Source organism: Aestuariibacter sp. GS-14 (assembly GCF_006494365.1).
GTDB classification, from domain to species: Bacteria; Pseudomonadota; Gammaproteobacteria; order Enterobacterales; family Alteromonadaceae; genus Alteromonas; species Alteromonas mangrovi.
Map to the genome: position 1 here is coordinate 77,431 of NZ_VHIP01000009.1, position 25,686 is coordinate 103,116.

The window sequence follows — 25,686 nt, forward strand, 5'->3', positions numbered from 1 at the left end:
ACCATGATCAGACGGTTACTTGCACCCCTCATATTTTGTATCCATTTACCGCTGCAACTGGCCAATCTGGCGCTATGGGGCATGCTGATTATTAGTCTTGGACTGGTGCGGTTTTTACTGCCAATCCCGTTAATTCAGCGCGCACTGGCTCCGGTCATGAATGGCTTTTTGTTGTGCTTTGGTACGTGCAGTGTGCTGCTCATCCGTTTGTTTAACCCCATCACTATTACGCGCAACATTCACGGGCAGTTAAGTAAGCAAAGCTGGTATCTGATTGTGGCCAATCACCTTAGCTACCTGGATATTGTGCTATTAATCGAGTTTGCCAGTTTTCGCATTCCTGCCCCGAAGTTCTTCCTGAAGCAAGAACTGATTTGGATGCCATTTGTGGGCCTGGGTGCATGGGCATTAGAAATGCCATTCATGAAGCGTTACTCACAGCAGTACCTGAAAAAGCATCCGGAAAAGCGCGGCGCAGATATTGAAACCACCAAGCGCTCCTGCCAGAAGTTTCGCCATCAGCCCACTACCGTAATCAATTTTGTTGAAGGTACGCGCTTCACACCGCAAAAGCACACGGCAAAACAAAGCCCATTCCACCATCTGCTGCCTCCTAAGGCGGGTGGCATTGCCTTTACCCTGGCTACCATGGGAGAATTATTCACGCATATTCTGGACGTAACCTTACTGTACCCAGATAACAGCAAACACCCCATGCTGTCGATGGTAGCGGGCCAGATGACCCGTATCATTATTGACGTTAACGTGATTGATGTGCCGGAAGAAGCCATTGGCGATTACTACAACGACGAGGCTTTTAAAACCGGTTTCCAACACTGGGTGAACAGCGTTTGGCAACGCAAGGATCACACTATTACCAGGTTATTGGCAGGAGAATAAATACCCATGCTGACCGCCGCCAGGTTTCGCGAACAATTTTTATCGGTACTCCAGGAATTTGATGCCGGTATCGTTTTAAACAACCCACTATACAATACGCTGGCGCTGGCGTTTATTGCAGTCATCGCCCTGGCATTTCATTTGGGCGGCAGATTGTTTCTGCATTCCGTATTAACCCACTGGATCACAAAAACACAAACCAACTGGGATAATGCCCTTCGCGAGCACGGTTTCTTTAACCGCTTAATTCACTTGGTGCCTGCTTTAGTGGTGTTTTTGATCACCCCTATTTTGCTTACTGACGACAGCCTGCTTTATGCGGTTGTGATGAAAGCGGCCCTGCTGTATTTAATGCTGATAGCGCTGGTGTCTACCAGTGCGTTGCTCAACACGGTTGAAGACTGGTACAACACCACTGAGTTTGCGCAAAAAGCCACGATCACCGGGTTTGTGCAGGTTATCAAGCTGTTGCTGGCCATTTTGTTTATTCTGCTTAGTGTGTCGTTGATCGTCGATCGCAGCCCATTACTGCTGCTCTCGGGATTAACCGCCATTGCCGCGGTATTATTGTTGATTTTCCGCGATACCATTTTGGGATTTGTGTCAGGCATACAAATCACCGCGAACCGTTTGTTCAAAAATGGCGACTGGATACAAATAGATAAGTTTAATGTAGATGGCGAAATTATTGAGCTGGGCCTGACTAACGTTAAAGTGCGCAACTGGGACAATACCATTTCAACGCTGCCCACCTATAACCTTACCAACGAATCCATTAAAAACTGGCGGGGTATGCAGGAATCGGGCGGGCGTCGTATCAAGCGCGCCATTAACATCGATATTCACTCAGTAAAATTATACGACAACGAAAGTCTCAAAAAAGTAGCGAAAATTCGCTTTATCGCGGCCTATATCGAAAGCAAAATTCAGGAGTTACAGCGTTACCACAAAGATAACTCCATTGATGAGAATGACCTGCTGAATCGTCGCGCGTTAACCAATATCGGTACGTTCCGCGCCTACCTTGAGGCCTACCTTACCAAACACCCTAAAATTAATCAGGAAATGACATTAATGGTACGCCAGTTACCGCCCAGTGAATTGGGGATCCCGCTGGAAGTGTATTGTTTTTGTAGCGATAAAGCCTGGGTAAACTACGAAAAAGTGCAGGCCGATATTTTTGACCATATCATGGCCATGTTGCCGTTGTTTGAGCTGCGGGCATATCAGCGTGACTCGCATTTGTCGGCACTGACTCAGGTAGCGCATCAGAACAGCTAATACCAATTCACTTAAACTGATTTACAGACATAAAAAAAGCGCGATTGCGCTTTTTTTATTTTATTACATTCGCTTGGTAACAGGGGTTATACAATGAGGTAACCCAGTACCAGAGACACTACCAGGCCAGATACACCCAGGTAGCCCATTTCGATTTTCTCGTGTAACGCTTCACTGCCTTGTTTGCTGCTCATGAAGCCAGAAATGATGCTGGTTAAACCTAAGGTAAAGGCCAATAACGCAACACCAAACAAAAGTGCATCAATCCACTCACTCATAATCTTATGTACCCTAGCCAAAATCTGCGCGTATTATGCACCAACCAAATAAAAATGAACATGCGGAATCACAATAATCCAATGAATATTGATTATGGTCAAAAACACCAACAATTAGTCAATACACCTTATTGATAGTGATTAATGCTCGCCAATCCGCGTCACAAAAAACGTAAACTATTGATATTTAAAAAATAAAAATATTGGCCCGGCTATTGCGAAGCCCATATCAAAGCCTGTTTATTGTAACAGCTGTTATACCAATTGCATGAAGAGGATCGCAATGAAAACAATCGCACTTTCAACTTTGTTTGCCGCAACACTGTGTACACTGCCAGCTCTGGCCCATACAGACAAGGATTCAGAGACAGGCAACCAGTGCAATACTCAACTGCATGGCTCAATTAACTATCAGTACGGAAAACTCACAGTCACCACTGAAGAGGGTGATGCTGTGCTGATCACGCCCAAACACGAATTGTTTATAAAGGGCGAAAAAGTGGAGTTGTCGGATGACGAACAACGTTGGGTAAGCGACTACTACACCAGCATTGAAACTGCCATACCCATGACAGTGCAAATTGCTACAGAAGGCCTGCATGTTGCTAGCTTTGCGGTAACTGAAGTATTTTCGGAAATGTTAGGCACCGACAATGAAATGGTGCAGGAGTTTGACGAATTCTTCACCGATCTGAAAGCCGAACTGGACACGCGTTTTTATGCGACCGATGGCAGTTACCAGTTCAACTCAGAGGGCCTGAATGGCAACAATTGGATTGATGACACCTGGGAAGACGAGTTTGAGTCTCGCGTGGAAAACCTGGTAGAGAAATCCATGGGACATATGCTCATGGCTATCGGCCGCCAGATGCTATTTGAAGATGGTGATATGGAAGATTTTGCCAGCCGCATGGAAAACTTTGGTGCCACCATAGAAGAGCGCGTTGGCGCACAAACCGAAGCCCTTGAACAAAAAGCCGACGAGCTGTGCACTGTGCTCGCCAAAGCTGACTATGCCGAAACTCGTATGCAGAAACATATTCCGGGTTTAAACGGCTTGGATCTGCTGGAAATCAGCCGCGACTACAAAATGCAAAAGTAACGGATTTACTTAACCGCCAAGTAATTTTAACCCGCTATTTCAACCCTTTTGCGTGATAGGCGCGTATACTGATGCAAAATCAATTTACGGGCTCTATCATGCAAAACAAGCTCCTGCTGTGCGGATGTGGTTGGTTAGGTGGCTACGCCGCAAAGCACTTTTCATCGCGCTATGTCATTACCGGTACTACTCGCAATCCAAGCAAAGCACAGCAACTCACTGAAGCAGGTATTAGCCCTTTAAAATACGAATTAGGGCAATCCGCTGACGCACTGGCAGACGCAGCCAATAACAGTATTGTGATCCTCAATATTCCGCCCGGCAGACGCAATCCTGACCTCTCTGACTTTACCCGCTCGATGTGTGAATTAATCACCGCGCTGTTTACCAAAGCCAAGCCTGCTTTAGTTATATTCATTAGCACCACATCGGTATACGGCGACAGCGAAGGCGTGATCACTGAAAGCTCAGCCGTTGCACCTTCAACGGCATCAGGGATTGCCCATGTTGAGATTGAACAGCATCTTGTGAGCACCGCCCCGCAACATAGCTATGTACTGAGGCTAGCCGGATTGGTTGGCCCCGACAGGCACCCGGTTAACACCCTTGCAGGGCGCACATTAACGGGCGCCAATCAGTTAGTTAACCTGGTGCATATAGATGACGTGTTACAGGCCATAGAGGCGCTTATACAGTTAAGGCCAACCAACCCAATATGGCACCTGTGTAGCAATGATCACCCCAAACGCGGAATATACTACCCTAAAATGGCATTGCGCCGCGGGCTCAACAATATTGAGTTTAGTGATAATCCGGATGAAACAAACCCGGGAGAAGGAAAACGAATTGATGCTAGCGCAACACTTAGCACACTGCAATTAGCGCTAAGCTACCCTAGCCCGTGGGACATGTAATCGCGGGCGAGGTAAACCTGCCCGCAACCCTAAGTAAGTAAGATTAACCGAACAGGCTGATACCGAAGTACTTAACCGCTACCGTATTAACAAATATTAATGCCAGAATTAACGGAATAAACGTACCTACCGAAATATCCACATAGCGTTCAAACCAGCTGCCTTTGTAATCCGGCGAACCCGTTTCCAATGCTTTATGCAGGTTGTGACGCTTCCAGCGATAGCTAACGAATAAACAAATCAGCAGGCCGTTCAGCGGCAGAATGGTGTCGTAGAACACATCATAAATAATATCGAAAAACGACTTAGGCGCACCGGCATAACTGGTAAATTCCGTAAAGAAATGCACAAAGCCAAACGACAACGCACACAGTACAGAAAACACCACTAACAGTAATCCCAGCAATACCAGCGCACGCGGACGGCTATAGTCTTTTTCGTCCATCAACGCCGCTACCGGTACTTCAAAAATAGACACCAGTGATGTAATGGCTGCAAAAAATACCAGCAGGAAGAAGATACTGGCTATCGCTGATGCGCCCACATAACCGATGCTTGCTTGCAACGCCAAAAAGATCTTCGGCAGGAACGAGAAAATCATACCAATAGACGATTCGCTCAATTCGGCAGGGTTAGTTTGCGGGTTAAAAGAAAAGATTGCAGGCAGCATCATCAAACCAGCAACAAACGCCACGGCCGTGTCGGTTAATGCCACCAGCTTGGCCGATTGTGGAATGTCAGACTGATCGTCGATATAGCTACCGTACGTGATCATGATCCCCATACCCAGACTCAACGAGAAAAACGCCTGCGACAAGGCGCCGTTGATCACCGAAGCATTAATTTTGCTGAAATCAGGGACCAGATAAAAGCTTACGCCTGCCATCGCATTGTCCTGGGTAAGCACAAAGATAACCAATAACAACAGCATCACAAACAACGCGGGCATAAGCAGTTTTGCTGCTTTTTCGATCCCCTGTTTTACCCCGCCCTGGAGGATCAGGTACACAATGGCCAGCACCGCCGCCATGTAGATAAAAATACCAGGAGAATTAATGAAGGTGCCGAAGGTATCCGGATTAGCGAGAACGTCTAAATTTCCGGTTAATGCCTCAAATAAGTAGCCGAAAATCCAAACGGTAATCACCAGGTAGAATACCGCAATCATAAATGGCGTAATAATCGATAACCAACCTGCCACTTTCCACTTGGGAGAATTATCGGTCAGCTTTGCATAAGCGCCCAGCGGGTCTTTTTTTGCATAACGCCCTACCGACATTTCAGCCATCATCACCGGCAAACAAATTGCCGCAACAAAAATAGCGTACATCAGTAAGAACGCACCGCCACCGTTCTTTGCCGCCCCAACCGGAAACCCAACCAGGTTACCAATACCCACTGCAGACCCGGCTGCAGCCAAAATAAATCCGATGCGCGATCCGAACTGTTCTCTGGCCCCGCTCCCGCTCATACCCATTTCCTCATAGTAATTTTTATTTTTTTAACTTCGGGAAACCGTTTCTGGCAGCTTTATTATTGTCGTTAGCTTACCTGGTCCCTGGATCCGAATATGCCATGGTATCAATACCGTTGCCAAAAGTCTTGGGTTTAGGCGCGCCAGACTCACCGCCTGGCGCGAAATTGTTTACCAGCTAATGGATTTGCCCGCCCAGTCAATAAAATAAGGGCTTTCAGTAGGGTTTGAGTGCTCAATTATTTGCAGTAATTGGCTTGCAGTGTAAGCCGGAGTGAACAGCTTTTCAGGTTTAACATTGCGCTGGAAAGGCTTGGAAAGGGCGGAGTCGACTGTACCAGGGTGATAGCAAATCAGAGAGGTGTGCTTTGCCCGACGCGCGTATTCAACTGCAGCCGTTTTTACAAACATATTCAGCGCAGCCTTGGATGTGCGATAACCGTACCAGCCACCAAGCTGATTATCGCTGATACTGCCCACTCTGGCACTGAGCACAGTGAGTGAGGAAGGCCCTTGTACCAGATGATTTACCAGCAACTTTACCCATAGTGCAGGTACCAGGGTATTCACAGTAAAATAGTGCTGCATGGCGCTGGCTGACACGTCTTCCAGTCGCTTTTCAGGCACAACGTTACTGTCGTGCAACACGCCGGTAGTGCACACCACATGCGTGAAAGCAGTCCCTTCCGCCTTACAGGCAGACAGCCAGTCGTGAATGGCCTGCTCGTTACCGGTATCTAACTGCACCGGCACCACTTGCTTTGGTTTAGCACCAGTGTAAGCCCTGCGCGACACAGCATATACCACAGCGCTGCTATAGCGTTGGCAAAATGCGTCAGTTACCGCCCTACCAATCGCGCCACCTGCGCCTACCACTAATATATTCATGGTTTCTTTAACTCACATTGCTGACAACGTTTTTGACCCGTAAGCCAATAGGAAATCTTGTAACGATGGCGCGCAAAGCGCACATAACACCAATCCGCAATCGGCTTGAAAAATGGCCAGCGCAGCGGCGCATAAAGCCAGCCTTTGCCCACCAGTTTCCACGCCAAATAGGTAACATCAAGACCATCGATAAGGCTGCCATCGCTACGCATTGCGTGAATACGGTTATTCAGCGCCTGCCAGTCGAGCATGGGAAAGCGCTGAGTAAAGTCGGCAGACATAATGTCTTCAAACCCCAGTTTGCCCTCTGTGTTCAAGCGCATAAGATGACGCATCTCAAACAAGCAAAGCGGGCAATTCCCATCGTAAAAAACGATCAATTCAGGTGAAGGCGTCGTATTCATATCAGAACCTTCTATGCGAGTTGGTATTACTTTACTGATACGATGAAAATAGTGGGTTGGATGACTTGAAGAAACGACTTTTCGCCACCACACTGCATGCATTAGCAATTTTGGAGCAAATCTATGTCTAACACGGCGTCAGCTACCCTTGCCGGAGGGTGTTTTTGGTGTATTGAGTCTGCGTTTAATCAGGTACAGGGCATTAAGTTGGCTACCTCAGGTTACGCCAATGGTCACCTTGATTCCCCTACCTATGAACAAGTCTGCAAGGGCGATACCGGGCACGCTGAAGTGGTGCGCCTTGAGTATTTTCCGGATCAGATAAGCTACCGTGAAATTCTGGAAATCTTTTTTGCTCTGCACGACCCAACGCAATTAAACCGCCAGGGCAACGATATTGGCACGCAGTATCGCAGCGGGATCTTCTATCACGACGATGAACAGAAAGCTGAAGCCGAGAAAATCATAGCGGAAATCACCGAAGAAAACATATGGCCCAACCCGGTAGTGACCGAAGTAACACCACTGAACAATTATTTTGCGGCAGAGGACTATCACCAATCCTATTTTAAAAACAACCCGCAAAACCAGTACTGCGCCATGGTAGTAGCCCCCAAACTGGCGAAGTTTAAAAAGACGTTTGCTCAGCGTCTGCGTTAATAGTTATTTGCCCCCGCCAAACCGGGGGCACATGCCCGGCTATTCGAACTGATAATCCAACCTGACTGCATGACAAGTACTTTGTCCCGGCGAGTATTGCCAGGTAGATAAGGCTTGAACAGACGTAACGACAAAGATATCCGATGGTGATACTTCTATCACGTTGATGTTTACCGGTTTACCTTCGGCTGACAGATCAAATTCAAGCACCGCATAGCCTTCAATACCATCACGCGCAGCCTTGGCGGGATAACGCGGAGCCCCGGTTGAAATAAGTCGCATTTCTACAGAACTGGCAAGATTTTCTTCTTTAGTCCGTTCAGGTATACCACAGCGGGACGGGTATTTAATGACATTGTTTGCTTCTTCCGTCTGAGCGCAGGTATAACCTGCCGCAAGCACTGCGAAAAACAACAAAGTCCGGAGTATTAATTTCATCGGCGTTCCTTATCCTGTTGGTGTTGATTTAGTCTGGGATCAGCGGGGGGAACCGCGGCTCTATAACATGGGATTTAATTATTGACGTATGGGTCTCAGCACAATCGTGCAGCGGTAACAGCACGTCATCCAACTCTGCGACATCGGTGAGTGCCAGTTTTGCCACAAAGCAATCATCACCGGTTACCCGCTCACAGCTCATAAATCGCGGCTGTTGTGCTATCAACTTTTCTACTTTGTGCAATTCGCCGCTACGGGGTTTGATTCGCACCAGCGCCTGTAAGGTATAACCGAGCGCACGTAAATTTATCCGCAGACCAAAACCATCAATTACGCCGTTGTCTTTTAGTCGTCGTACCCGCTCTCCAACCGCCGGACCGGAAATGCCCACCTGCTTGCCAATATCGGCGAAGCTCAATCTCGCATCCAGATTCAGGTGTTCAAGAATGGCGCGATCCAGATGATCGATCGTCTTCATGTCCTCGTGCTCCTGACTTAGTTAAGCATCAAAAGTAAAAGTACTAATTTACTGCTATATCAAAAGCAATATAGTGGATTGGCCCGTAAAATCACAGTGAATCCAGCGCATTCACCTTGCTACACTATATACCGAATATTCACTCAATCCTTTGCATAACGTCATGACTGTTCCCTTACTTTACGGAGACGCTAATAATGAATTTACAACGTATTGCCGCTTTTAGTCGCGGCGATCTGGGCGGCAACCCGGCGGGCGTTGCGTTACTGAGTGCGCCACTGAGTGATCAGGACATGGCGCGTATTGCTGCTGACGTAGGCTATTCAGAAACCGTGTTTGCTTACCCACTCTCGGAAGACCGCAAGCAATGGCGGTTACGTTATTTTTCGCCTGAATCTGAAGTGCCGTTTTGCGGCCATGCCACTATTGCACTGGGTGCCGTGTTGGGTGAAACCTATGGATTGCACACCTACGCACTTAATATCAATCAGGCTACTATTGAAGTTACCGCGGTGAAGGCTGAGCAAGGGATTGCTGCCGTGCTTACCTCGCCGAACACACAAAGCAGAGGGCTGTCTGATAAAGAGTTAAATGAAACACTATCGCTGTTTAATCTGCACGCCAGCGATTTGGATGCCCATTTGCCGCCAGCGAAAATACATGGTGGTGCCGATCACATAGTGCTGCCACTGAAACAGCGCGAGACGCTGGCGGCCATGCGTTACGATTTGAACGCGGGGCGCGAAATGATGGACCGACACGGACTGGTAACTATCATGCTGGTTTATACAGAGGATGCGCAGACGTTTCACTCCCGAAATGCGTTTGCGTCGGGTGGTGTACTGGAAGACCCGGCTACGGGCGCTGCGTCAGCGGCTTTTGCAGGCTATCTTCGCGATCGGCAATGGCCGCACGGCGGAAGCATAACACTGTATCAGGGGGAAGACATGGGTGCGCCATCGGTGATTAACGTGTCGCTCACTGATGAACCCGGTGCGCCTGTGTTGGTTTCGGGTTCAACCCGCAAACTATAACAAACAGCTGGCACGGAGTGAGCGTTACAGAAACAGCTTTCGGGGCGGAATGCTACCGCCCCATGCCAATCTGTTCTACCCTTTAAACCAATCGCTGTCTAAAGGCATGCTAAACAACAAAGGTGCCATACCTTCATAGCGGGCACGGTTAGCTTCGCATTGCAAATTCTTCATGTAATTCACTTTCCATGGGTCGTTAATCAACCACAAGGTATCACCTATCACGGCTAAGCCTTCAATGGATGCATTGTCCATGATTTCCTGCTCTGCGCAGTTCACCGGATCACCCGATGGCGCGCTAAATTGCAGGCTGATCTTTTTTGTCGGCAGTGCTTTGGCGGTATCAATCACCCATAGCTCATTGTCGTTTCTGGCCGCAGCCAGCAAAAATCCCTGTCCGTTGGCAGTTGAGTAATACTCAAGGCCATTTATGGGGTGTCTGCCACTGGCAAAGCTGGGCACGGCCAGGTTTGGATCGTCTACTTTAGCAAAGTCAGTTTCTTCCCAAAATGCGTCGTCCAGTTTGACGGAGAAAATGCGTGGGTTACCGGCGATATCCCGTTCAAGCCCCAGGTACAGGATGCCATCCGGACTCAAAGCCATGCCTTCAATCCCATCGTTAGGGAAATCACCCACCGCGAACTCGTGAGGAAATTGCAAGGGGCGCACATGTGTCATGCTGTAGCGGCCATCACCCTCTGATTCAATTCGCACCAACAAAGTAGGGTAATCCGTTGAACCGGTGCTTTCGTAACGCTGCTGACAACTGTCTGACAACGCCCCAGAGCGGGTTGCATCTTCCGTTACAGTGTAAAACACTCCCGGTTGTACAGGATCAGCTACCAGCGCTTCCAAATCCGGTTCATCCGACAAATATTGTGCGAAGCAACTGCGGCGAACACGCCCCGCCATCGACATAGCGTCAGCTTTTGCCGACAAGGTTGCCGTTACAGGATTGATTTCGTGAATTTGCAGCCGCTGTGATTGCAACGCACTGCCATCAGAAATACTGTATAGCATGCCATTGCGATGCGTTAAGCCGGATGTTTGCGGATCCAGCATTACACTGCCATCGGCCTCAAGAATCCACTTTCCAGCCAGCACGGGCTCAGTCTTTTTCACCTCTGCTACCGGCTCCTGAGCAGGGCTTTCTCCGCAGGCCACCAGCACACTCAGCGCTACGCCTGCAAATAACCATGTCGATTTCATCTTTTCTTTCCCAATCATAGGGTTGATAATGGCAGTATCCTCGCCGATGAAAAGCGGTGGGTCAAGGTTGTTAAACGGTGTGTGTGGCATGTCAAACGCACGTGACCCCGTCAGCCTGAGTCCGTATACTGTGTAGTACTCACTGTTTTATCGTGTTCTCTGTTATTCAACCCAAGGAGTGTTGGTTATTTCTGCTTCCCGCCCTTTAGTCATAGCCGGGCCTATTCTCAGACACACTACCAGGCAGGCATTTACACTCTGGATGGTAACGTCGGAATCTGTAGCACCAGAAATATCCGTCCTAGCCGGTCACGTTGAATGTCGGGGCAACACCACACAGGAACAGCTGCAGGTTGGTAAACACGCATTTGTTAACCTGCTCACCTTTACACCAGAACAACCATTTGATGCTGAAGCGCTGATTGCTTACGAATTACAATTTAAGCACTCAGTTCAGCAAAGTAACTGGCAACACACGCTGTCTACCCTGTTGTATCCCAATCAGCAAACCCTGAATTTCCGGATACCCGGCACACTTTCAAATGTGTTACACGGCTCCTGCCGGAAACCTCACCACCCGGCTCAGGATAGTTTATTGCGGGCAGATGCACTGGTTGCACAAGAGTTTACCAAGGGTCCACAACGACCCGACCTGCTGATTATGACCGGCGACCAGATTTATGCCGATGATGTTGCTGGCCCCATGTTACAAGCCATTCTGCAAACCATTGATCAATATGGCTTGTTCCATGAATCATTGGATCAGGCCGTAGTTGGCAGTACCCAGGATCTGATTGGTCATCCTTATTGTTATTACCACCGGCAGCAGATATTACCGCAAGTGAAAACGAACACTGCGCTATCGAAACTGTTTTTTGGTGCCAAGAAAAAGCCGGTATTTACATCGGTAAACGCACAAAACCACCTGATTGGACTGGCCGAAGTTCTCGCCATGTACTTGTTGGTATGGTCCGACACCCCCTGGGCGCACGTTGCATTCAACGCGGACGAAGTCCCTCTGCCATTTCGCCACAAATTCGCGCAAGAACTCAACACAATTACCGCATTTGCGGCCGATTTAGTAAAAGTACGTCGTTTGTTGGCGCATATTCCTTGTTACATGATTTTTGACGACCACGATGTCACTGATGACTGGAACCTGACCCGAGGCTGGGAGCAGGAAGTATATGGTCATCCGCTATCGCGCAGAATGGTGGGAAATGCGCTGGCGGGTTACTGGTTGTGTCAGGGATGGGGCAATGCGCCAGACAGGTTCGCACCGCTGGTTAAACAGGCCGTTGAGAATTTCACGCCTGCAGGTTTACAACGCCACGAAGACTTTATTGACGCCTTGTTTAGCTGGGAAGACTGGCATTACGGGCTGGACACCCAACCACCGGTGCAAGTATTAGACACCCGCACCCGCCGCTGGCGCAGCGAATCAAGCCTGAACAAACCTTCAGGACTCATGGACTGGGAAGCCTTGTGTGAGTTTCAACAGCAAACCTTTGGTAAAGAGGCCGTTATAGTAGTCTCGGCTGCACCGATATATGGTGTTAAGTTTATCGAAGTTATTCAGAAACTGTTTACCCTGGCCGGCAAAGCGTTAACCGTAGATGCGGAAAACTGGATGGCGCATAAAGGCACAGCCAGCGTTATTCTGAATATCTTCCGACACTACAAAACACCGCCGCATTTTATTATTCTGTCGGGCGATGTGCACTACTCGTTTGTATATGATGTGCGACTGCGTTTTCGCCGAAATAGCCCCCACATTACACAATTTACCTGTAGCGGTATCAAAAATACTTTCCCCGATACGCTGATCCGCTGCTTGGACACACTTAATCAGTGGTTTTACAGTGCCCGTTCACCGCTGAATATCTTCACCCGACGCCGCAATATGTCGGTTCACGACCGACACCCAGATTGCGCGCCGAATCAAGCGCTATTGAATCGTGCCGCCATCGGACAATTGTTGATCGATCCGAATTGCCAAGAAGTACGTTGTTTAGCATTGTGTAGTGACGGAGAAACGGTAGAATTCCCGCCTGAATCGAATGTAGATAACTAACCAGCGAGGCAACGCATCCCAATGAGTGATCCTGCACTGAAAATTGGCCTTTTTTACGGTTCCACCACCTGCTATACCGAAATGGCCGCAGAAAAAATTCAGGCACAGTTAAACAGCATGTTCGACGATCAGGTAGTCGACGTATTTAACATTAAGGATGTGTCACTCAGCCAAACCGCGCATTACGACATTTTGATCCTTGGGATCTCAACCTGGGACTTTGGTGAATTACAGGAAGACTGGGAATCAAGCTGGGATGACGTGCATCAGTTGCCACTGGGCGGAAAAATTGTTGCGCTATTCGGCTTAGGCGACCAGTATGGCTATGCCGACTGGTTTCAGGATGCGCTGGGCATGTTGCACGATGCCATTGCCCCTTCGGGCTGCCGGTTTATTGGTTACACTGCAAACGAAGGCTATGAATTTGCCAAGTCAAAAGCCCTAATCCAGGACGACACCCAATTTGTCGGTTTGTCGCTGGACGACGAAAACCAGTTTCAACAAACCGACGAGCGCATCGCACGTTGGTGTGAACAACTCGTAACCGAACTCAGTGAGCTCTAGCACCCCGCCCGGACGTTTACACCAGTCATACTACCGCAATGGCCAGAGTCATCGGGACGGCGCGGATGTCAGTTTTCACGATATCCGCCGGCTGTTTGGCTTTCAATCTATTACCATTGGCCGTTGGGTCAGCGCCCAGGAACAGCAGATCGCTGCCAATTTGTTTTTTGATGCGCTTTACGATCTGATCGATATCTTACAGATCAATGAACAGGTAGTGTCGCTGAATGGATCGCTGTCGCTGGCATTTGGCACCGGCGGTCAAAAAAACGCCAACGCGCATTATCATCCGTCCAAACGTCAGCTGGCACTGGCGAAAAACGCGGGTGGCGGCGCACTTGCCCATGAATGGTTCCACGCATTCGACCATTATATCAGCCAAAAATTTCTGGTAAGACCTCATCCCACTGCATTTGCCTCGCAGGGCTGGCTGGATGACGCGGATCTGGTGGATCACCCGCTAAATCACAAGCTTGCAGACTGTTTTCAGATCCTGTTTCTATGTGCCGATGGTCACTCGCCAAATGAGTATGTCTTACGCTCAGTGGAAGCAGATAAGGCTTTGAAATGTTTCTATTTTGCGACTCCTCAGGAGTTAGCAGCCCGCGCATTTGAAGCCTGCATCCAGGATCAAAACATTAAAAATGCCTTCCTCGTACAGGGCACAAAAATGTCGGCAGAGGCTAGACTTGGCATTTATCCTCATGGTACCTTGAGATCACAGCTAAACGATGCCTTCAGGGTTTATTTTTACCAGCTTGGTATGGCGCTGTCTGCTAAATAGTGTCGCTTTCTAACGAAAGTTATCGACAAATGCATTAAATTCATCGCACCTTGGTAATTTCTTTGTACAAATCACTACAGTTTTTTGTTACAAACAGTATACTAGGCGCACAAGTGTTAGAGATTAGAAAACCAAATGAAAAGAAAAAAGCATACATCCGGTGATGATGAAGCACAGGTCGACATGACACCCATGTTGGACATCGTGTTCATCATGTTGATTTTCTTCATCGTAACTACCTCTTTCGTTAAAGAAAAAGGGTTAGACGTAAACCGTCCGGAAAACAAGCCACCATCAGATAACCCTACCCGCTCGCTGTCTATCCGCATCGATGAAATGGGTAAAATTATGATGAATGGCCGTGAAGTTGATATCCGTCGTGTTGTTGCAAACATCCAGACTTACCTGGCTGAATCACCAACTGACTCTGCCGCTATTCAGGCTCACAAAGACACCGAGCACGGTGTAGTTGTTGAAGTTATGAACCAGGCAAAAGAAGCAGGTATCAACAAGGTATCTATTCTGGTTAAGTCGTAACAATCAGTTATGATAAAAAAAGCGCGTATATCGCGCTTTTTTTGTGCCTGTTAAAAATTCACATAAAAGTCCTGACACAATATCTTATATTCATCGGTGTATGTGTTGTCTTCATTCCTTATCGTTAGCGAGTGTATCTGTGTAACGGAAGCCATGGCAGACAACCGATAGACACTGACCTTTGGCACACTGTCTGCTTTATTGTGAACATCCCAGCGCTGATCAACGAAGAACCCGGCATCACTTGCGGCATTAATCACATCGTTATGCCGTTGATGAGGATAGACGCAATAAACACATCCCTCGTTAGCCAGTAACCTGGCGCAGTGCCTGAAGAAATCGTCAATACGCAATCCATTTTCGAGACGTGCGAGTTTTCTCTGCTCGCCCATGGTTTCATATGCGCGGGTTCTGTCATCATGCCCGGCAAAATAGGGCGGGTTTGAAATGATCAGATCATAACGCGCGTCAGGCTCGAAGCGAGCAATATCCTCTTGCTTAACACATAAACGCCCAGCCCACGGACTTTGAGCAAAGTTAGTCTCCGCTTGTAATCCTGCACGTTCATCAAGTTCGACCGCATCCACTGTACAGTTGGCGTTGGACTTTTGCGCCATCATCAGGGCCAGTAAGCCGCTGCCTGTACCAATATCCAGAATACGCCTGGCGTGAACCGGCTCGGCAAGACTACCTAATATCAGGCTATCAGTACCGACTTTCATAGCGCACTGTTCATGCGCAACGAAAAATTGCTTACATTGAAACCCTGCCGGTTTGGTCACCGAAACATCCACCTCTTATATTATGAAAACGGCTGCAGACTTATCATTTCCCGCGCCACCAGCTCTGGATACACAGCCCGGTACTTTTTCAGCGGGCCAACCATTATTGGCTTAAGTAACGTCAGAGTATTTGCCGTCATGCGTTCCAACATGCGCTCGTCGCCTTCTCGCTCACCAATCAACACGCTGGGTCTCACTGCTGCGGCATGTTCTAACTGGGGCATGCGCAAAATCGCGTTTTCCAATTCGCCTTTAACCCGCAAATAAAAGTGCTTACTTTTGGCATTGGCGCCCACCGCAGAGATCCACACGAAACCTTTGGCACGCTGGGCCCTAGCCAATTGCGCAGCTACGTGTACATATTCAAAATCGACCTTTCTGAACGCCTGTTTACTGCCCGCACGCTTCAGCGTGGTGCCCAAGCAGCAATACACGTGGTCAACGGTAAAATAGCCCTGGTAGGCTTCCGGATCGTCAAAGTTTATCACTACAGGTTGCAATTTGCGGTGAGGGTCCCGGTAGTGCTGCGTGGCCAATGGCCGCCTGAGCAAACAGGTTACCGACCCATAGCGAGGGTCATCCAGCAACAACTGAAGCAGTTGTCTTCCTACCAACCCACTGGCGCCTAAGACCAGTGCGCTTTTTATCGAACTCAAAGTGTGTCATCCTTCCGCGTTGAATGTACCTATAATAAAGGCCTGTTGGTCTCTACTGTACGACTTTTGGTCTATATGAAAGCATTTTAATCGCGAAACAGCCCTGAAGGCATGGTTGTTCTACGTCAAAGGGCGGTGACAAAGAGTAAAATGCTTTCATGACGACCCCTTCGGGCAGCGCCCGTATGTCATTTATACTGTGTTGACTGTTTTTGGTTTAGCCCACTAGACCTGCAAACAGTCGCCGTGTCTAAATGACATACGCTAGCCGGCTACGGACTGCTGCAAAAGCGTACAGTAAAGACCAACAGGCCCAGGAAAGCATCCCCCTGTTAGGGATCATTTTAAACGACAGATAGTAGCCTATTCATGAAAAAAGCTTTAGTACTTGGAGCCCTTATGCTCAATCATACGGTGATGGCTGACACGTTAACCATTGAACGTATTTATGAATCCCCGTCGCTGGACGGCAGCTCACCGCGGAGTTTGCAGGTGGCACCCGACGGCAAACGCGTTACGTACCTGCAAGGAAAGCAATCCGACTACGAGCGTCTGGATTTGTGGGAATATAACATTGCTTCCGGTGAGTCACGCCTTTTGTTTGATTCGGATGATTTGTCTTCGGGCGAAGAAACACTGTCCGACGAAGAAAAAGCCCGCCGCGAACGAATGCGCTTATCTGGATCAGGGATTGTGAGTTACCAATGGTCGGCAGATGGTACTGCCTTGTTGTTCCCGCTGGGTGGCGACGTTTACTTCCACAAACTGGGTGAACAGGGTGCCAGGCAATTACTCGACACCGAGGCGTTCGAAACCGATATCATGCTCTCTCCTAAAGGGAACTATATTTCGTTTATTCGCGATCAGAATCTGTTTGTTAAGCATATTGCCAGTGGCAAGGAAACAGCCATAACCACAGAAGGCGGCGGTAACCTGAAATATGGCATGGCTGAATTTGTGGCGCAGGAAGAAATGGGCCGTATGACCGGCTACTGGTGGTCTCCAGATGAGCAGTACATCGCCTTCACCGAAGTTGATGAAACACCAGTAGACACCATTACCCGCTCCGAAATTTACGCAGACGACATTAAAATGATTGAGCAAAAGTACCCATCAGCCGGTACGCCCAATGTTAACATTCGTCTGGCAATTCAACACATCGGCTCGCAAAAGCGAAGCTGGGTTGACTTAGGAAAAGACAAAGATATCTATCTGGCGCGTGGCAAGTGGATGCCAGACAGTAAACACTTTACCTATCAGTGGCAAAACCGCACCCAACAATTGCTGGAATTGCGTAGTGTTAGCGTAAAAGACAATTCGCAACAAGTTTTGCTAACTGAGTCGTCTGATACCTGGGTAAATCTGCACAATGACTTTACCTTTATCAATAACGGCACCCAGTTTATCTGGGCATCCGAGCGCGATGGCTTTAAACACCTGTATTTGTTTAACAGCAACGGTAAGCTGGTGCGTCAGTTAACCGAGGGCAAATGGGTAGTTGATCAGCTTGAGGCAGTCGATGAAAAATCGGGTAAGGTATACTTTACCGGCCGCAAAGACACGCCACTTGAGAGCCATTTATACAGCGTAAACCTACAGGGTGAAGACGTTCAGAAACTCACTGCGCGGGAAGGCTTCCACCACATTACATTTAGTGGCGATGCTTCCATATACATTGATATGTCTTCTACTGCTAACACTCCTTTTCAGGTGAGTTTGCACAACGCATCGGGCAATCAAATTACCTGGCTGGAAGAAAACAAGCTGGATGCAAACCACCCGCTTACCCCGTATATAAAAGACTGGGTTAAACCGGAGTTTGGTACCATTACCAACGATGAAGGCATTGAGCTTTACTATCGCTTATACAAGCCAGCCAAACTGGAAGGGAAGCACCCGGTAATTGTGTACCTGTATGGCGGACCACACGCACAGGTGGTGAACAACCAGTGGGGCGGTAACCGTGGATTGCTGATGCAACATTGGGTAAGCAAGGGTTATGTGGTATTCAGTATTGATAACCGCGGTTCAAACTACCGGGGCAAAGCCTTCGAGGAACCCATTTACAAAGCCATGGGTAGCGTAGAGGTAGAAGATCAGGTATCCGGCGTGAAGTTTTTGCATACCCTGCCCTACGTAGACAAAGACCGTATTGGTGTTTATGGCCACAGTTACGGTGGCTACATGACGCTGATGAGTATGTTCAAAGCCGGCGATTACTTTAAAGCCGGAGTATCAGGTGCACCGGTTACAACCTGGCGCTTGTACGATACACACTACACTGAGCGTTATATGGGTAATCCCAACACCGACAGTGAAGCATATGATGCCTCATCGGTATTCCCTTATGCGCAGGATCTGAAAGGCCCGCTGTTGATTTATCACGGTATGGCCGACGATAACGTGTTGTTTACCCACAGCACCAAGCTGTATAAACACTTGCAGGATATGGCCAAGCCCTTCGAGGTGATGGATTATCCGGGTAAAAAACACAGCATTCGAGGCAAGCAGACCGGCATTCACTTATACCACACCATCACTAACTTTTTTGATCGACATTTTGGTGTGCAATAACATCCAATAAATACCTTGCGCGACAGAGACTTCCTGTCGCGCACTCATTCCAGCCTGAACTTAACGAATACAATCCCATACCTATTATTGACTTCTTCTTATTGCCAAGCTGATTTTTATTGCATAGTTTCAATATTGGGTTTACCCAAATTATGCATAATCCAATGAGACCGAATTTAATTCGGCAATTAATCTAAAAACACAAGTGAAGAAGTATAAAATGATAAAAACGACCCTAAGACCTACCATGGCAGCGGTACTGCTGGCCGTGAGCGCATCCGCTACGGCAGCAAACGACAGATACATTATTCAGGTAGATAACCCGTCGAAAGGCGTAGTAAAAGCCCTGACGAAGCAGCTCGGTGGACAAGTTCACGTTGACGCCGACGGTTTTATCGCTGCCACCTTCTCTGGCAAATCATTGTCGGAAGTAAAAGGCTTACTGAACAACCCACACGTTAAACTGGTTGAAGAAGATGCGTTGCGTTCTGCTATGGCGCTGTTTAATGATGACGCCGGCAGCCCGATGCAAAGCCAAATTACACCCTATGCCGTTTACCAGGCGCAGGCCGACCAGGTTGCGTTTAACGCGAACGCTGGTATGAAAGTGTGTGTTATCGACTCAGGTTTAGACAGCACAAACCCAGATTTTGTGTGGGCAAATATTACTGGCGACAACGACCCAGGCACAGGCAACTGGTTTAACGCAGGTGGCGAACACGGCACCCACGTAGCCGGTACTATTGGTGCGGCAGATAACAGCTTCGGTGTAGTGGGTATGGCACCGGGCGTAGACATGCACATTATTAAAGTATTCAACGCTGCAGGTTGGGGATATTCTTCCGATTTAGCTCAGGCGGCGCAGTTGTGCGGCCAGGCTGGCGCTAACATTATTAATATGAGCTTAGGCGGTGGAGCGGCTAACAGTACCGAGGAAAACGCCTTTAAAAACTTTACCGCCGCTGGTGGTTTAGTGATTGCAGCTGCGGGTAACGATGGCAATTCCTCTCGCATGTATCCTGCAGGCTATTCATCGGTAATGATGGTCGGTGCCAACGATGCAAACAACGCTATTGCAGATTTCTCTCAATTTCCAAGTTGCACCACAGGTCGTGGTAAAAACGTAACCAGTGATGAAACTATCTGTGTTGAAGTCACCGCAGGCGGCGTAGATACCCTTTCAACGGTACCAGCAGGCACGGCGGTGATGTCAGGACTGAGCATGGATGGCAGCGGCTTTGCCTCCAGTGCCATGGAAAACACCGGCAATGCGAGTGGTCAAACGTTCTACATGGGCACAGCACAAAGCACAGATGCGGGTGCGTCTGGCAAAATATGTGTTATCGACCGTGGCGTCATTTCTTTCCATGATAAAGTAGCCAATTGCGAAGCCTCTGGTGGCATTGGCGCAGTGATCATTAACAATGAAGCTGGCATGCTTTACGGAACACTGGGTGATACAAACTCAACATCTATTCCTGCAGTAGGTACTGCTCTGGAAGACCGTGCAGCCATTCTGGCTGCGGGCACGGCGGATATTTCTGTTGGCGCCAGTGACTACGGCTACCTGAGTGGTACCTCAATGGCAACGCCAGCGGTTTCAGGTGTTGCTGCACTGGTATGGTCAAATCATGCATCCTGTACAGGAACTGAAATTCGCGACGCGTTAAAAGCCACAGCGATGGACGCGGGTGCAGCGGGTAAAGATGTGTATTTCGGCTACGGTATTGTTCAGGCTGCGGCAGCTGATGCCTACCTGACAGCCAACGGCTGTGCCGGTGGAAACGGCGGTGGCGGTGATAATGGTGGTGGTGGCGACACGGGCACCGGCCTTACCTTAACCGCAAACGGCTACAAGGTAAAAGGGACGCAACAAGTTGACCTTAGCTGGGCAAACAGCAGTGCAGCTATGGATATCTTCCGCAACGGCAATACAATTGCAACTGTTAGCGGCACCACCAGCTATACCGACACAATAAATGTAAAAGGCGGCGGCGTGTATGATTACCAGGTGTGTGAGTCTGGTACATCAACCTGTTCTGCTGTGGTAACAGTGGTGTTCTAAAGTAGCACTGCTTTACACAACAAAGCCCACCAAACTGGTGGGCTTTTTCGTATCAAGCACGAATTGGTATTCGCTATTAACCAAACATGGCATTCGCCAGTGACTTCTGCACCCCAATGGCGGTGTCTTTTTTCAGTTCGAATTTCATGGCTTCGGCCTGTCCTGATATAAAAATACGCAGTTCTGCGTCCATATCAAAATGCCCGGCAGTTTCTACTTTAAACTGCGTAATGGCCTTGTAAGGCACCGAGTGATATTCCACTTTCCGGCCTGTTACACCTTGCTTGTCGATAAACATAAAACGATGGTTGGTAAAGACAATCAGGTCTCTAACCAGTTTGTAAGCACTTATCACGTTTTCAGTATTACCCAGTATAGGTTGTAATTCTTCCTGTACTTCTGTTACATCCACTTCACTGGCATTGCCCAGTAATGCATCTAGTAATCCCATGGAACCTCCTGTTTGCCCGACATCACATACAGAGTTGGGCTGTTAACTAACCAACTGCAACAGGTTGCAGTGATTGACTAATGGTTCAGGATACCCCAAAGCGAAACCTTGTCCATAGTCTATTCCCAGTTCAATCAACGCTTCACGCGTGGCGTCGTCAACGACAAATTCCGCGATAGTTTGCTTGCCCATACTCTGGGCAATGTTATTAATGGCTTTTACCGTTTCATAATCGATCTTGTCGCGCACCATGTTACGCACAAAAGAGCCGTCAATTTTTACGTAATCCACATCCAGGTTTTTCAAATACGTAAACGACGACATACCAGCACCAAAATCATCTAACGCAAATCGGCATCCCAGTGCCCGCAGTTCATCAATAAACCATTTCGCAGAAGAAAGGTTAGTCACCGCCGAAGTTTCGGTGATTTCAAAACACAACTTTTCTGCTGGTATATTAGAGCATTGGATCTGATGCACTATTTGCTTCAGCAGCTTTTCATCACTCAGCGTAATGCCCGACAGATTAATGGCGATCTTGTCGAGCTGACGGCAGAATGCAGGTTGTTGATGCAAGAACCTCAGGGTGTTGTCGACTACCCACCAGTCAATTTTATTCATTACGCCGTGTTGTTCCGCCAAAGGAATAAACACGCCGGGACTAATATACTGTCCATCCTCACCAATTAGCCGTAACAGTACTTCTCCGTGAGTTCGCTGGTTGGCACTTTTTAAATCAATAATAGGCTGGAAGAATAACTCAAATCCATTGTTGTCGAGGGCCATTTGGAAGTGTTGCAATACTTTGCTTTCAACCATATCCAATGCTTGTTGTTCTTCGGTTGGTGTATACACAAAATAGCGGTTTCGGCCCATAGACTTGGCTTTGTAACAGGCGTTGTCGGCGGCCTTAATTAAATCTGCCGCACTGTAACCTGGTTGGTGTATGTCGATAACACCGATACTGGCTCCCACGAAGAACACTTTATCCTCTACCGTAAACCGATAAGCGCCAATGTGCTGTAACAGTCTGTCCAGTTTATCCAGGACCTGCTCGAGTGTGAGGTTTCTGAAAATCATGCAAAACTCATCACCACCAATGCGTGCCAGTAAGTCTTTTTCATTTACAAACTCACCAAACACATTTGAGACTTCTTTTAATAAACGGTCGCCTGCCGGATGGCCGCAGCTGTCATTCACCAACTTAAACCTGTCCATGTCGATAAAACACATCACTGCACTGGCTTCGCCGGCATTTACCTTGCTAATAAGTCCGGTGAGGTAGTGATCAAACGCGTACCGGTTCATCAAACCGGTTAGCTGGTCGTGACTGGCCTGGTATCTTACTTCTTCCTGCAACGCAAACTCTTCAGTCACGTCACGAGCAATACCTTCAATGGCAATTAATTTGCCCTGTTCATCAAATACGCCCGCATCAGCGAATTCAATCACTTTTGTATCACCACTCTCTGCACGTAATTTCAAACGATAGGGTTGCGGATTCTCACCAGATTGAATGGAATACACTATGTTTCGATGGTCAGCATGCGACTCCACCATAAAGCGACGTTGCGCAAGGCAAAACTGCTCTGCGTTGATCCCCAAAATAGATTGCACTCCATGACTCACATACACAAATGATTGGTCGAGTGTTTTGGTATACACAAAATGACGGTACAGCCCATCGATTAAGCGGCGGTATTTTTCCTCACTCCGAAGTAATGCCCGTTGTGCATTAAAACGCTCGGTGACATCCCTGAGTGTGATCGCGATATCTTTACCTGCCCGAACAATTTGTACCTTTAACCACTGCGGCTTTATCAGGCGGCTCTTAATTTCAATATAGTCGTCAAAGGGCTCGCCTGTTAGCACGACCTCATCGATGCGCGGCACTATATGATGCTGCTTAAACGTTTTTAACTGAACCGATAATGGTTTGTCTTTTATTAAACAGACATCGCCCTGAAACAACTGATTGGCAATTTTATTCGCCTCAACCAAAAAGTAATCGTCCGCCACTTTTTTGTAGATTAACAAAGCATCCAGTGCTGCTTCACTTGCCGTTTTATAACGCAACTGGCTCTGATCCAAATTCATGGCACTTTTCAGTAACTTATACAACACAATGGTAGCCAGTAGTGACATAACCAGGCCTACCAGTGAAACTAACAACGCACCACTGAAGGCAGGTTCAGGTAACGCTAGTTGCAAGCGCCACACCCGGCCAAGCACGTTAAACAAATCACTTTTGACGGGAAACGATTCCACATTGGCAGGCGCATTTGAGCCTACTGTCAGAGGATTCAGAGTAGAGTCGGTTATCAGAAAATGGTAATGCTGTTCAACCAATTGACCATTGGACATGGCCAACCAGGCTTGCAAATCAAAGGTGGCCAGCACGTATCCCAAATGCGGTTCCTGAGGGCTGATTAAGCGTCCGTATAACAGAAAATGCTGCCCGCCCATCCCGCTGACTAACTGGCTGAAATACTGCTCACCATTGGTAAATTCCAGGAAGTCGGGTAATTCAAGAGACTTACCCACAATGTTATCATGCCAATAAGGGGCAGACGGGTACTGTGGCCTGACCAGCCACTGAACCAGTCCATTGCTATCTATCAGCATCAAGCTGCTGTAGCCACGCTGTATACTGAGCAGAGTGATTGCCTGAACATTGAACCAATCCAGATAATTCGGTTCCTGCGTTGGCCAGTTTTGCATGAGTGACTCAAGTGCCTGATGACGCTCTGCCGCCATGGTTTGCAAATTTACCACAACCTGCGCAGACAGGTTTTCTGCTTTACTGCGCTCAACAGTAAACTCGCGATCCTGTAAATAAATCCCAACGCTGACAAAGAATGCAGCCAGTAAACAAAACAGAATGATGGGCGTAAAGTAAATGCGTTTTTGAGCTTTTTGCGACATAAGTAAATACCACCTGGATTTCGCGCAGTCGCCGACAATACCGCATGATTATTAAAATTACGTGACGCAAATACGGTGAATTTACAACCGGTGCTGATCGTTTTCTGAGTAAAACTCGCCTTTGTGCTGCAGCAGTGACACAATGGCTGTTGTACTATGTTGTTCAATCTGCTGTTAGCGATTCTTCGAAAGGAAACTCTGTGACGCAAGTGTATACCGGCACAACTTATCAGGACGTTCACGATGCGTCCCTTCGCCTCGTAGGCAAAGTACAACGCACTCCCATCCTGGAGTCGTCATTGTTAAACCGCTGGTTGGGGCACAGAGTGTTGTTTAAGGCGGAATGCCTGCAGCCCACTGGCGCATTTAAGTTGCGTGGCGCCACGAACTTTATTACGGCGCTGCAGGAATCAGGTACGATCCCCAAACATATTGTAGCTAACAGTTCAGGCAACCATGCTCAGGCGGTTGCCTATGCGGCCTCGAAAGCCAGTATTCCGGTAACCATTTACGCAACCAACACCATCTCGCCGGTGAAAGCCGCAGCAACCCGTGCCTACGGCGCCGAATTAAAACTCTACCCTACCCGTGTAGAAGCAGACCAGGCAGTGGCCGATGCAGCCGAAGCCGAGGGCACCGTTTGGATACCGCCATTTAACCACCCGTTAGTGATTGCAGGACAGGGAACCGCCGCAATGGAAGCGCTGCAGGATCACCCGGACATAAATGCCATATTTGCACCTTGTGGTGGCGGTGGTTTGCTCAGCGGTACATTACTGGCCTCTCGTGCGCTTGCGCCGGATGCACTGGTTATTGGTGCAGAACCTCAGGTGGCCAACGACGCTTCGCGCTCCTTGCAATCAGGACGTATTGAGTCGCTTTCCGGTCCGGTGAGTACATTGGCCGATGGGGCAGCAACGCCATCAGTGGGTGAATACACATTTCCGTTATTGCAGGAACTGGATGATTTTTACGAAGTCAATGAACAGCAAATTGCTTACTGGACTCAGTGGCTGCAACATCTGCTGAAGATTCATGTAGAACCCACCAGTGCCATGAGCATGGCGGCAGTAGCGGCCTGGGCAGTGAATACGCAGCCAGGACAAACCGCTTTGGTGTTACTCACCGGTGGCAATATAAGCCAGTCTGCCATGGCCAAAATCTGGCAAACCGATTATTTACTCCAACCCCCAACTATTGCATGAGAACCTAAC

General features: G+C 48.3%; 24 protein-coding genes. 13 read left to right on the top strand and 11 right to left on the bottom strand.

Annotated features, from left to right (window positions below):
* Positions 1-3: 3 nt before the first annotated feature.
* Together FJ444_RS14760 and FJ444_RS14765 are read left to right on the top strand one after the other, a co-directional pair.
* A complete protein-coding gene (locus tag FJ444_RS14760) occupies positions 4-900 on the top strand; it encodes an acyltransferase (RefSeq protein ID WP_140959445.1) in 897 nt (298 codons plus the stop codon).
* Between the two features lie 6 nt (positions 901-906).
* On the top strand, positions 907-2,181 hold the full coding sequence (locus FJ444_RS14765) for a mechanosensitive ion channel family protein (RefSeq protein ID WP_140959447.1): 1,275 nt from the start codon (positions 907-909) through the stop codon (positions 2,179-2,181).
* 86 nt (positions 2,182-2,267) lie between these two features.
* On the opposite strand, the gene FJ444_RS14770 is transcribed toward FJ444_RS14765, so the two are convergent.
* Positions 2,268-2,459, bottom strand: coding sequence for a hypothetical protein (locus FJ444_RS14770; protein WP_140959449.1), 192 nt, complete (start codon positions 2,457-2,459; stop codon positions 2,268-2,270).
* A gap of 283 nt (positions 2,460-2,742) precedes the next feature.
* Here FJ444_RS14770 and FJ444_RS14775 point away from each other — a divergent pair, with 283 nt between their 5' ends.
* Positions 2,743-3,561 (top strand): DUF2884 family protein, encoded by an 819-nt coding sequence (locus FJ444_RS14775; protein WP_181405183.1) that lies wholly within the window; start codon positions 2,743-2,745, stop codon positions 3,559-3,561.
* A gap of 98 nt (positions 3,562-3,659) precedes the next feature.
* Positions 3,660-4,475, top strand: coding sequence for an NAD-dependent epimerase/dehydratase family protein (locus FJ444_RS14780; protein WP_181405184.1), 816 nt, complete (start codon positions 3,660-3,662; stop codon positions 4,473-4,475).
* Between the two features lie 43 nt (positions 4,476-4,518).
* Here FJ444_RS14780 and FJ444_RS14785 read toward each other — a convergent pair whose 3' ends face one another.
* The 3 genes from FJ444_RS14785 to FJ444_RS14795 all read right to left on the bottom strand — a co-directional run bounded on the left by FJ444_RS14785 (position 4,519) and on the right by FJ444_RS14795 (position 7,241).
* Positions 4,519-5,946 carry a sodium-dependent transporter gene (locus tag FJ444_RS14785; RefSeq protein ID WP_140959455.1) on the bottom strand — a complete coding sequence of 476 codons (1,428 nt, stop codon included), beginning with the start codon at positions 5,944-5,946 and terminating at the stop codon, positions 4,519-4,521.
* A gap of 174 nt (positions 5,947-6,120) precedes the next feature.
* Complete coding sequence (locus FJ444_RS14790) at positions 6,121-6,837, bottom strand: SDR family NAD(P)-dependent oxidoreductase (RefSeq protein WP_140959457.1); 717 nt, start codon at positions 6,835-6,837, stop codon at positions 6,121-6,123.
* Positions 6,834-7,241: a thiol-disulfide oxidoreductase DCC family protein gene (locus tag FJ444_RS14795; RefSeq protein ID WP_181405186.1), complete on the bottom strand. Its 408-nt coding sequence runs from the start codon at positions 7,239-7,241 to the stop codon at positions 6,834-6,836. The genes FJ444_RS14790 and FJ444_RS14795 overlap by 4 nt, the downstream gene beginning before the upstream one ends.
* 123 nt (positions 7,242-7,364) lie before the next feature.
* Here FJ444_RS14795 and msrA point away from each other — a divergent pair, with 123 nt between their 5' ends.
* Positions 7,365-7,901 (top strand): peptide-methionine (S)-S-oxide reductase MsrA, encoded by a 537-nt coding sequence (gene msrA, locus FJ444_RS14800; protein ID WP_140959459.1) that lies wholly within the window; start codon positions 7,365-7,367, stop codon positions 7,899-7,901.
* A 39-nt stretch (positions 7,902-7,940) separates the two neighbouring features.
* Here msrA and FJ444_RS14805 read toward each other — a convergent pair whose 3' ends face one another.
* Positions 7,941-8,339 (bottom strand): energy transducer TonB, encoded by a 399-nt coding sequence (locus FJ444_RS14805; RefSeq protein WP_140959461.1) that lies wholly within the window; start codon positions 8,337-8,339, stop codon positions 7,941-7,943.
* Between the two features lie 28 nt (positions 8,340-8,367).
* Positions 8,368-8,817 (bottom strand): Lrp/AsnC family transcriptional regulator, encoded by a 450-nt coding sequence (locus FJ444_RS14810; protein ID WP_140959463.1) that lies wholly within the window; start codon positions 8,815-8,817, stop codon positions 8,368-8,370.
* Between the two features lie 197 nt (positions 8,818-9,014).
* Between FJ444_RS14810 and FJ444_RS14815 the strand changes: the two genes are divergently transcribed.
* On the top strand, positions 9,015-9,851 hold the full coding sequence (locus tag FJ444_RS14815; RefSeq protein WP_140959465.1) for a PhzF family phenazine biosynthesis protein: 837 nt from the start codon (positions 9,015-9,017) through the stop codon (positions 9,849-9,851).
* Positions 9,852-9,926: 75 nt separating this feature from the next.
* Here the strand turns inward: FJ444_RS14815 and FJ444_RS14820 are convergent, their stop codons facing one another.
* Entirely contained in the window at positions 9,927-11,060 is a 1,134-nt protein-coding gene (locus tag FJ444_RS14820; protein WP_140959466.1) for an esterase-like activity of phytase family protein, read from the bottom strand.
* A gap of 262 nt (positions 11,061-11,322) precedes the next feature.
* Here FJ444_RS14820 and FJ444_RS14825 point away from each other — a divergent pair, with 262 nt between their 5' ends.
* The 4 genes from FJ444_RS14825 (at position 11,323) to FJ444_RS14840 (ending at position 15,019) form a co-directional block, all read left to right on the top strand.
* Entirely contained in the window at positions 11,323-13,134 is a 1,812-nt protein-coding gene (locus FJ444_RS14825; protein ID WP_255439204.1) for an alkaline phosphatase family protein, read from the top strand.
* A gap of 21 nt (positions 13,135-13,155) precedes the next feature.
* The gene (fldB, locus tag FJ444_RS14830; RefSeq protein ID WP_140959468.1) at positions 13,156-13,698 is read left to right on the top strand and encodes a flavodoxin FldB; all 543 of its coding nucleotides are present in this window, start codon (positions 13,156-13,158) and stop codon (positions 13,696-13,698) included.
* Positions 13,688-14,482: a CLCA_X family protein gene (locus tag FJ444_RS14835; RefSeq protein WP_140959469.1), complete on the top strand. Its 795-nt coding sequence runs from the start codon at positions 13,688-13,690 to the stop codon at positions 14,480-14,482. Before fldB ends, FJ444_RS14835 begins: the two co-directional genes overlap by 11 nt.
* 135 nt (positions 14,483-14,617) lie before the next feature.
* A complete protein-coding gene (locus FJ444_RS14840) occupies positions 14,618-15,019 on the top strand; it encodes a biopolymer transporter ExbD (RefSeq protein ID WP_140959471.1) in 402 nt (133 codons plus the stop codon).
* A 50-nt stretch (positions 15,020-15,069) separates the two neighbouring features.
* On the opposite strand, the gene FJ444_RS14845 is transcribed toward FJ444_RS14840, so the two are convergent.
* The gene (locus tag FJ444_RS14845; RefSeq protein ID WP_140959473.1) at positions 15,070-15,741 is read right to left on the bottom strand and encodes a tRNA1(Val) (adenine(37)-N6)-methyltransferase; all 672 of its coding nucleotides are present in this window, start codon (positions 15,739-15,741) and stop codon (positions 15,070-15,072) included.
* 80 nt (positions 15,742-15,821) lie between these two features.
* Positions 15,822-16,448 (bottom strand): NAD(P)H-binding protein, encoded by a 627-nt coding sequence (locus tag FJ444_RS14850; RefSeq protein WP_140959632.1) that lies wholly within the window; start codon positions 16,446-16,448, stop codon positions 15,822-15,824.
* Between the two features lie 378 nt (positions 16,449-16,826).
* On the opposite strand from FJ444_RS14850, the gene FJ444_RS14855 reads away from it, so the two are divergent.
* Positions 16,827-19,031, top strand: a complete 2,205-nt coding sequence (locus tag FJ444_RS14855) for a S9 family peptidase (protein WP_140959475.1) — start codon at positions 16,827-16,829, stop codon at positions 19,029-19,031.
* A 220-nt stretch (positions 19,032-19,251) separates the two neighbouring features.
* Entirely contained in the window at positions 19,252-21,096 is a 1,845-nt protein-coding gene (locus FJ444_RS14860) for a S8 family serine peptidase (RefSeq protein ID WP_140959477.1), read from the top strand.
* Positions 21,097-21,172: 76 nt separating this feature from the next.
* On the opposite strand, the gene FJ444_RS14865 is transcribed toward FJ444_RS14860, so the two are convergent.
* Positions 21,173-21,547 carry a PH domain-containing protein gene (locus tag FJ444_RS14865; RefSeq protein WP_140959479.1) on the bottom strand — a complete coding sequence of 125 codons (375 nt, stop codon included), beginning with the start codon at positions 21,545-21,547 and terminating at the stop codon, positions 21,173-21,175.
* A 42-nt stretch (positions 21,548-21,589) separates the two neighbouring features.
* Entirely contained in the window at positions 21,590-24,472 is a 2,883-nt protein-coding gene (locus FJ444_RS14870; protein ID WP_140959480.1) for a bifunctional diguanylate cyclase/phosphodiesterase, read from the bottom strand.
* Positions 24,473-24,681: 209 nt separating this feature from the next.
* Here FJ444_RS14870 and FJ444_RS14875 point away from each other — a divergent pair, with 209 nt between their 5' ends.
* Positions 24,682-25,677, top strand: a complete 996-nt coding sequence (locus tag FJ444_RS14875; RefSeq protein WP_140959634.1) for a serine/threonine dehydratase — start codon at positions 24,682-24,684, stop codon at positions 25,675-25,677.
* Positions 25,678-25,686 lie beyond the last annotated feature (9 nt).

Excerpts from the sequence above, each read along its gene's own strand:
- FJ444_RS14760 (WP_140959445.1), top strand. The coding sequence starts at position 4 with ATGATCAGACGGTTACTTGCACCCCTCATATTTTGTATCCATTTACCG.
- FJ444_RS14765 (WP_140959447.1), top strand. The coding sequence starts at position 907 with ATGCTGACCGCCGCCAGGTTTCGCGAACAATTTTTATCGGTACTCCAG.
- FJ444_RS14770 (WP_140959449.1), bottom strand. The coding sequence starts at position 2,459 with ATGAGTGAGTGGATTGATGCACTTTTGTTTGGTGTTGCGTTATTGGCC.
- FJ444_RS14775 (WP_181405183.1), top strand. The coding sequence starts at position 2,743 with ATGAAAACAATCGCACTTTCAACTTTGTTTGCCGCAACACTGTGTACA.
- FJ444_RS14780 (WP_181405184.1), top strand. The coding sequence starts at position 3,660 with ATGCAAAACAAGCTCCTGCTGTGCGGATGTGGTTGGTTAGGTGGCTAC.
- FJ444_RS14785 (WP_140959455.1), bottom strand. The coding sequence starts at position 5,946 with ATGAGCGGGAGCGGGGCCAGAGAACAGTTCGGATCGCGCATCGGATTT.
- FJ444_RS14790 (WP_140959457.1), bottom strand. The coding sequence starts at position 6,837 with ATGAATATATTAGTGGTAGGCGCAGGTGGCGCGATTGGTAGGGCGGTA.
- FJ444_RS14795 (WP_181405186.1), bottom strand. The coding sequence starts at position 7,241 with ATGAATACGACGCCTTCACCTGAATTGATCGTTTTTTACGATGGGAAT.
- msrA (WP_140959459.1), top strand. The coding sequence starts at position 7,365 with ATGTCTAACACGGCGTCAGCTACCCTTGCCGGAGGGTGTTTTTGGTGT.
- FJ444_RS14805 (WP_140959461.1), bottom strand. The coding sequence starts at position 8,339 with ATGAAATTAATACTCCGGACTTTGTTGTTTTTCGCAGTGCTTGCGGCA.
- FJ444_RS14810 (WP_140959463.1), bottom strand. The coding sequence starts at position 8,817 with ATGAAGACGATCGATCATCTGGATCGCGCCATTCTTGAACACCTGAAT.
- FJ444_RS14815 (WP_140959465.1), top strand. The coding sequence starts at position 9,015 with ATGAATTTACAACGTATTGCCGCTTTTAGTCGCGGCGATCTGGGCGGC.
- FJ444_RS14820 (WP_140959466.1), bottom strand. The coding sequence starts at position 11,060 with ATGAAATCGACATGGTTATTTGCAGGCGTAGCGCTGAGTGTGCTGGTG.
- FJ444_RS14825 (WP_255439204.1), top strand. The coding sequence starts at position 11,323 with ATGGTAACGTCGGAATCTGTAGCACCAGAAATATCCGTCCTAGCCGGT.
- fldB (WP_140959468.1), top strand. The coding sequence starts at position 13,156 with ATGAGTGATCCTGCACTGAAAATTGGCCTTTTTTACGGTTCCACCACC.
- FJ444_RS14840 (WP_140959471.1), top strand. The coding sequence starts at position 14,618 with ATGAAAAGAAAAAAGCATACATCCGGTGATGATGAAGCACAGGTCGAC.
- FJ444_RS14845 (WP_140959473.1), bottom strand. The coding sequence starts at position 15,741 with ATGAAAGTCGGTACTGATAGCCTGATATTAGGTAGTCTTGCCGAGCCG.
- FJ444_RS14855 (WP_140959475.1), top strand. The coding sequence starts at position 16,827 with ATGAAAAAAGCTTTAGTACTTGGAGCCCTTATGCTCAATCATACGGTG.
- FJ444_RS14860 (WP_140959477.1), top strand. The coding sequence starts at position 19,252 with ATGATAAAAACGACCCTAAGACCTACCATGGCAGCGGTACTGCTGGCC.
- FJ444_RS14865 (WP_140959479.1), bottom strand. The coding sequence starts at position 21,547 with ATGGGATTACTAGATGCATTACTGGGCAATGCCAGTGAAGTGGATGTA.
- FJ444_RS14870 (WP_140959480.1), bottom strand. The coding sequence starts at position 24,472 with ATGTCGCAAAAAGCTCAAAAACGCATTTACTTTACGCCCATCATTCTG.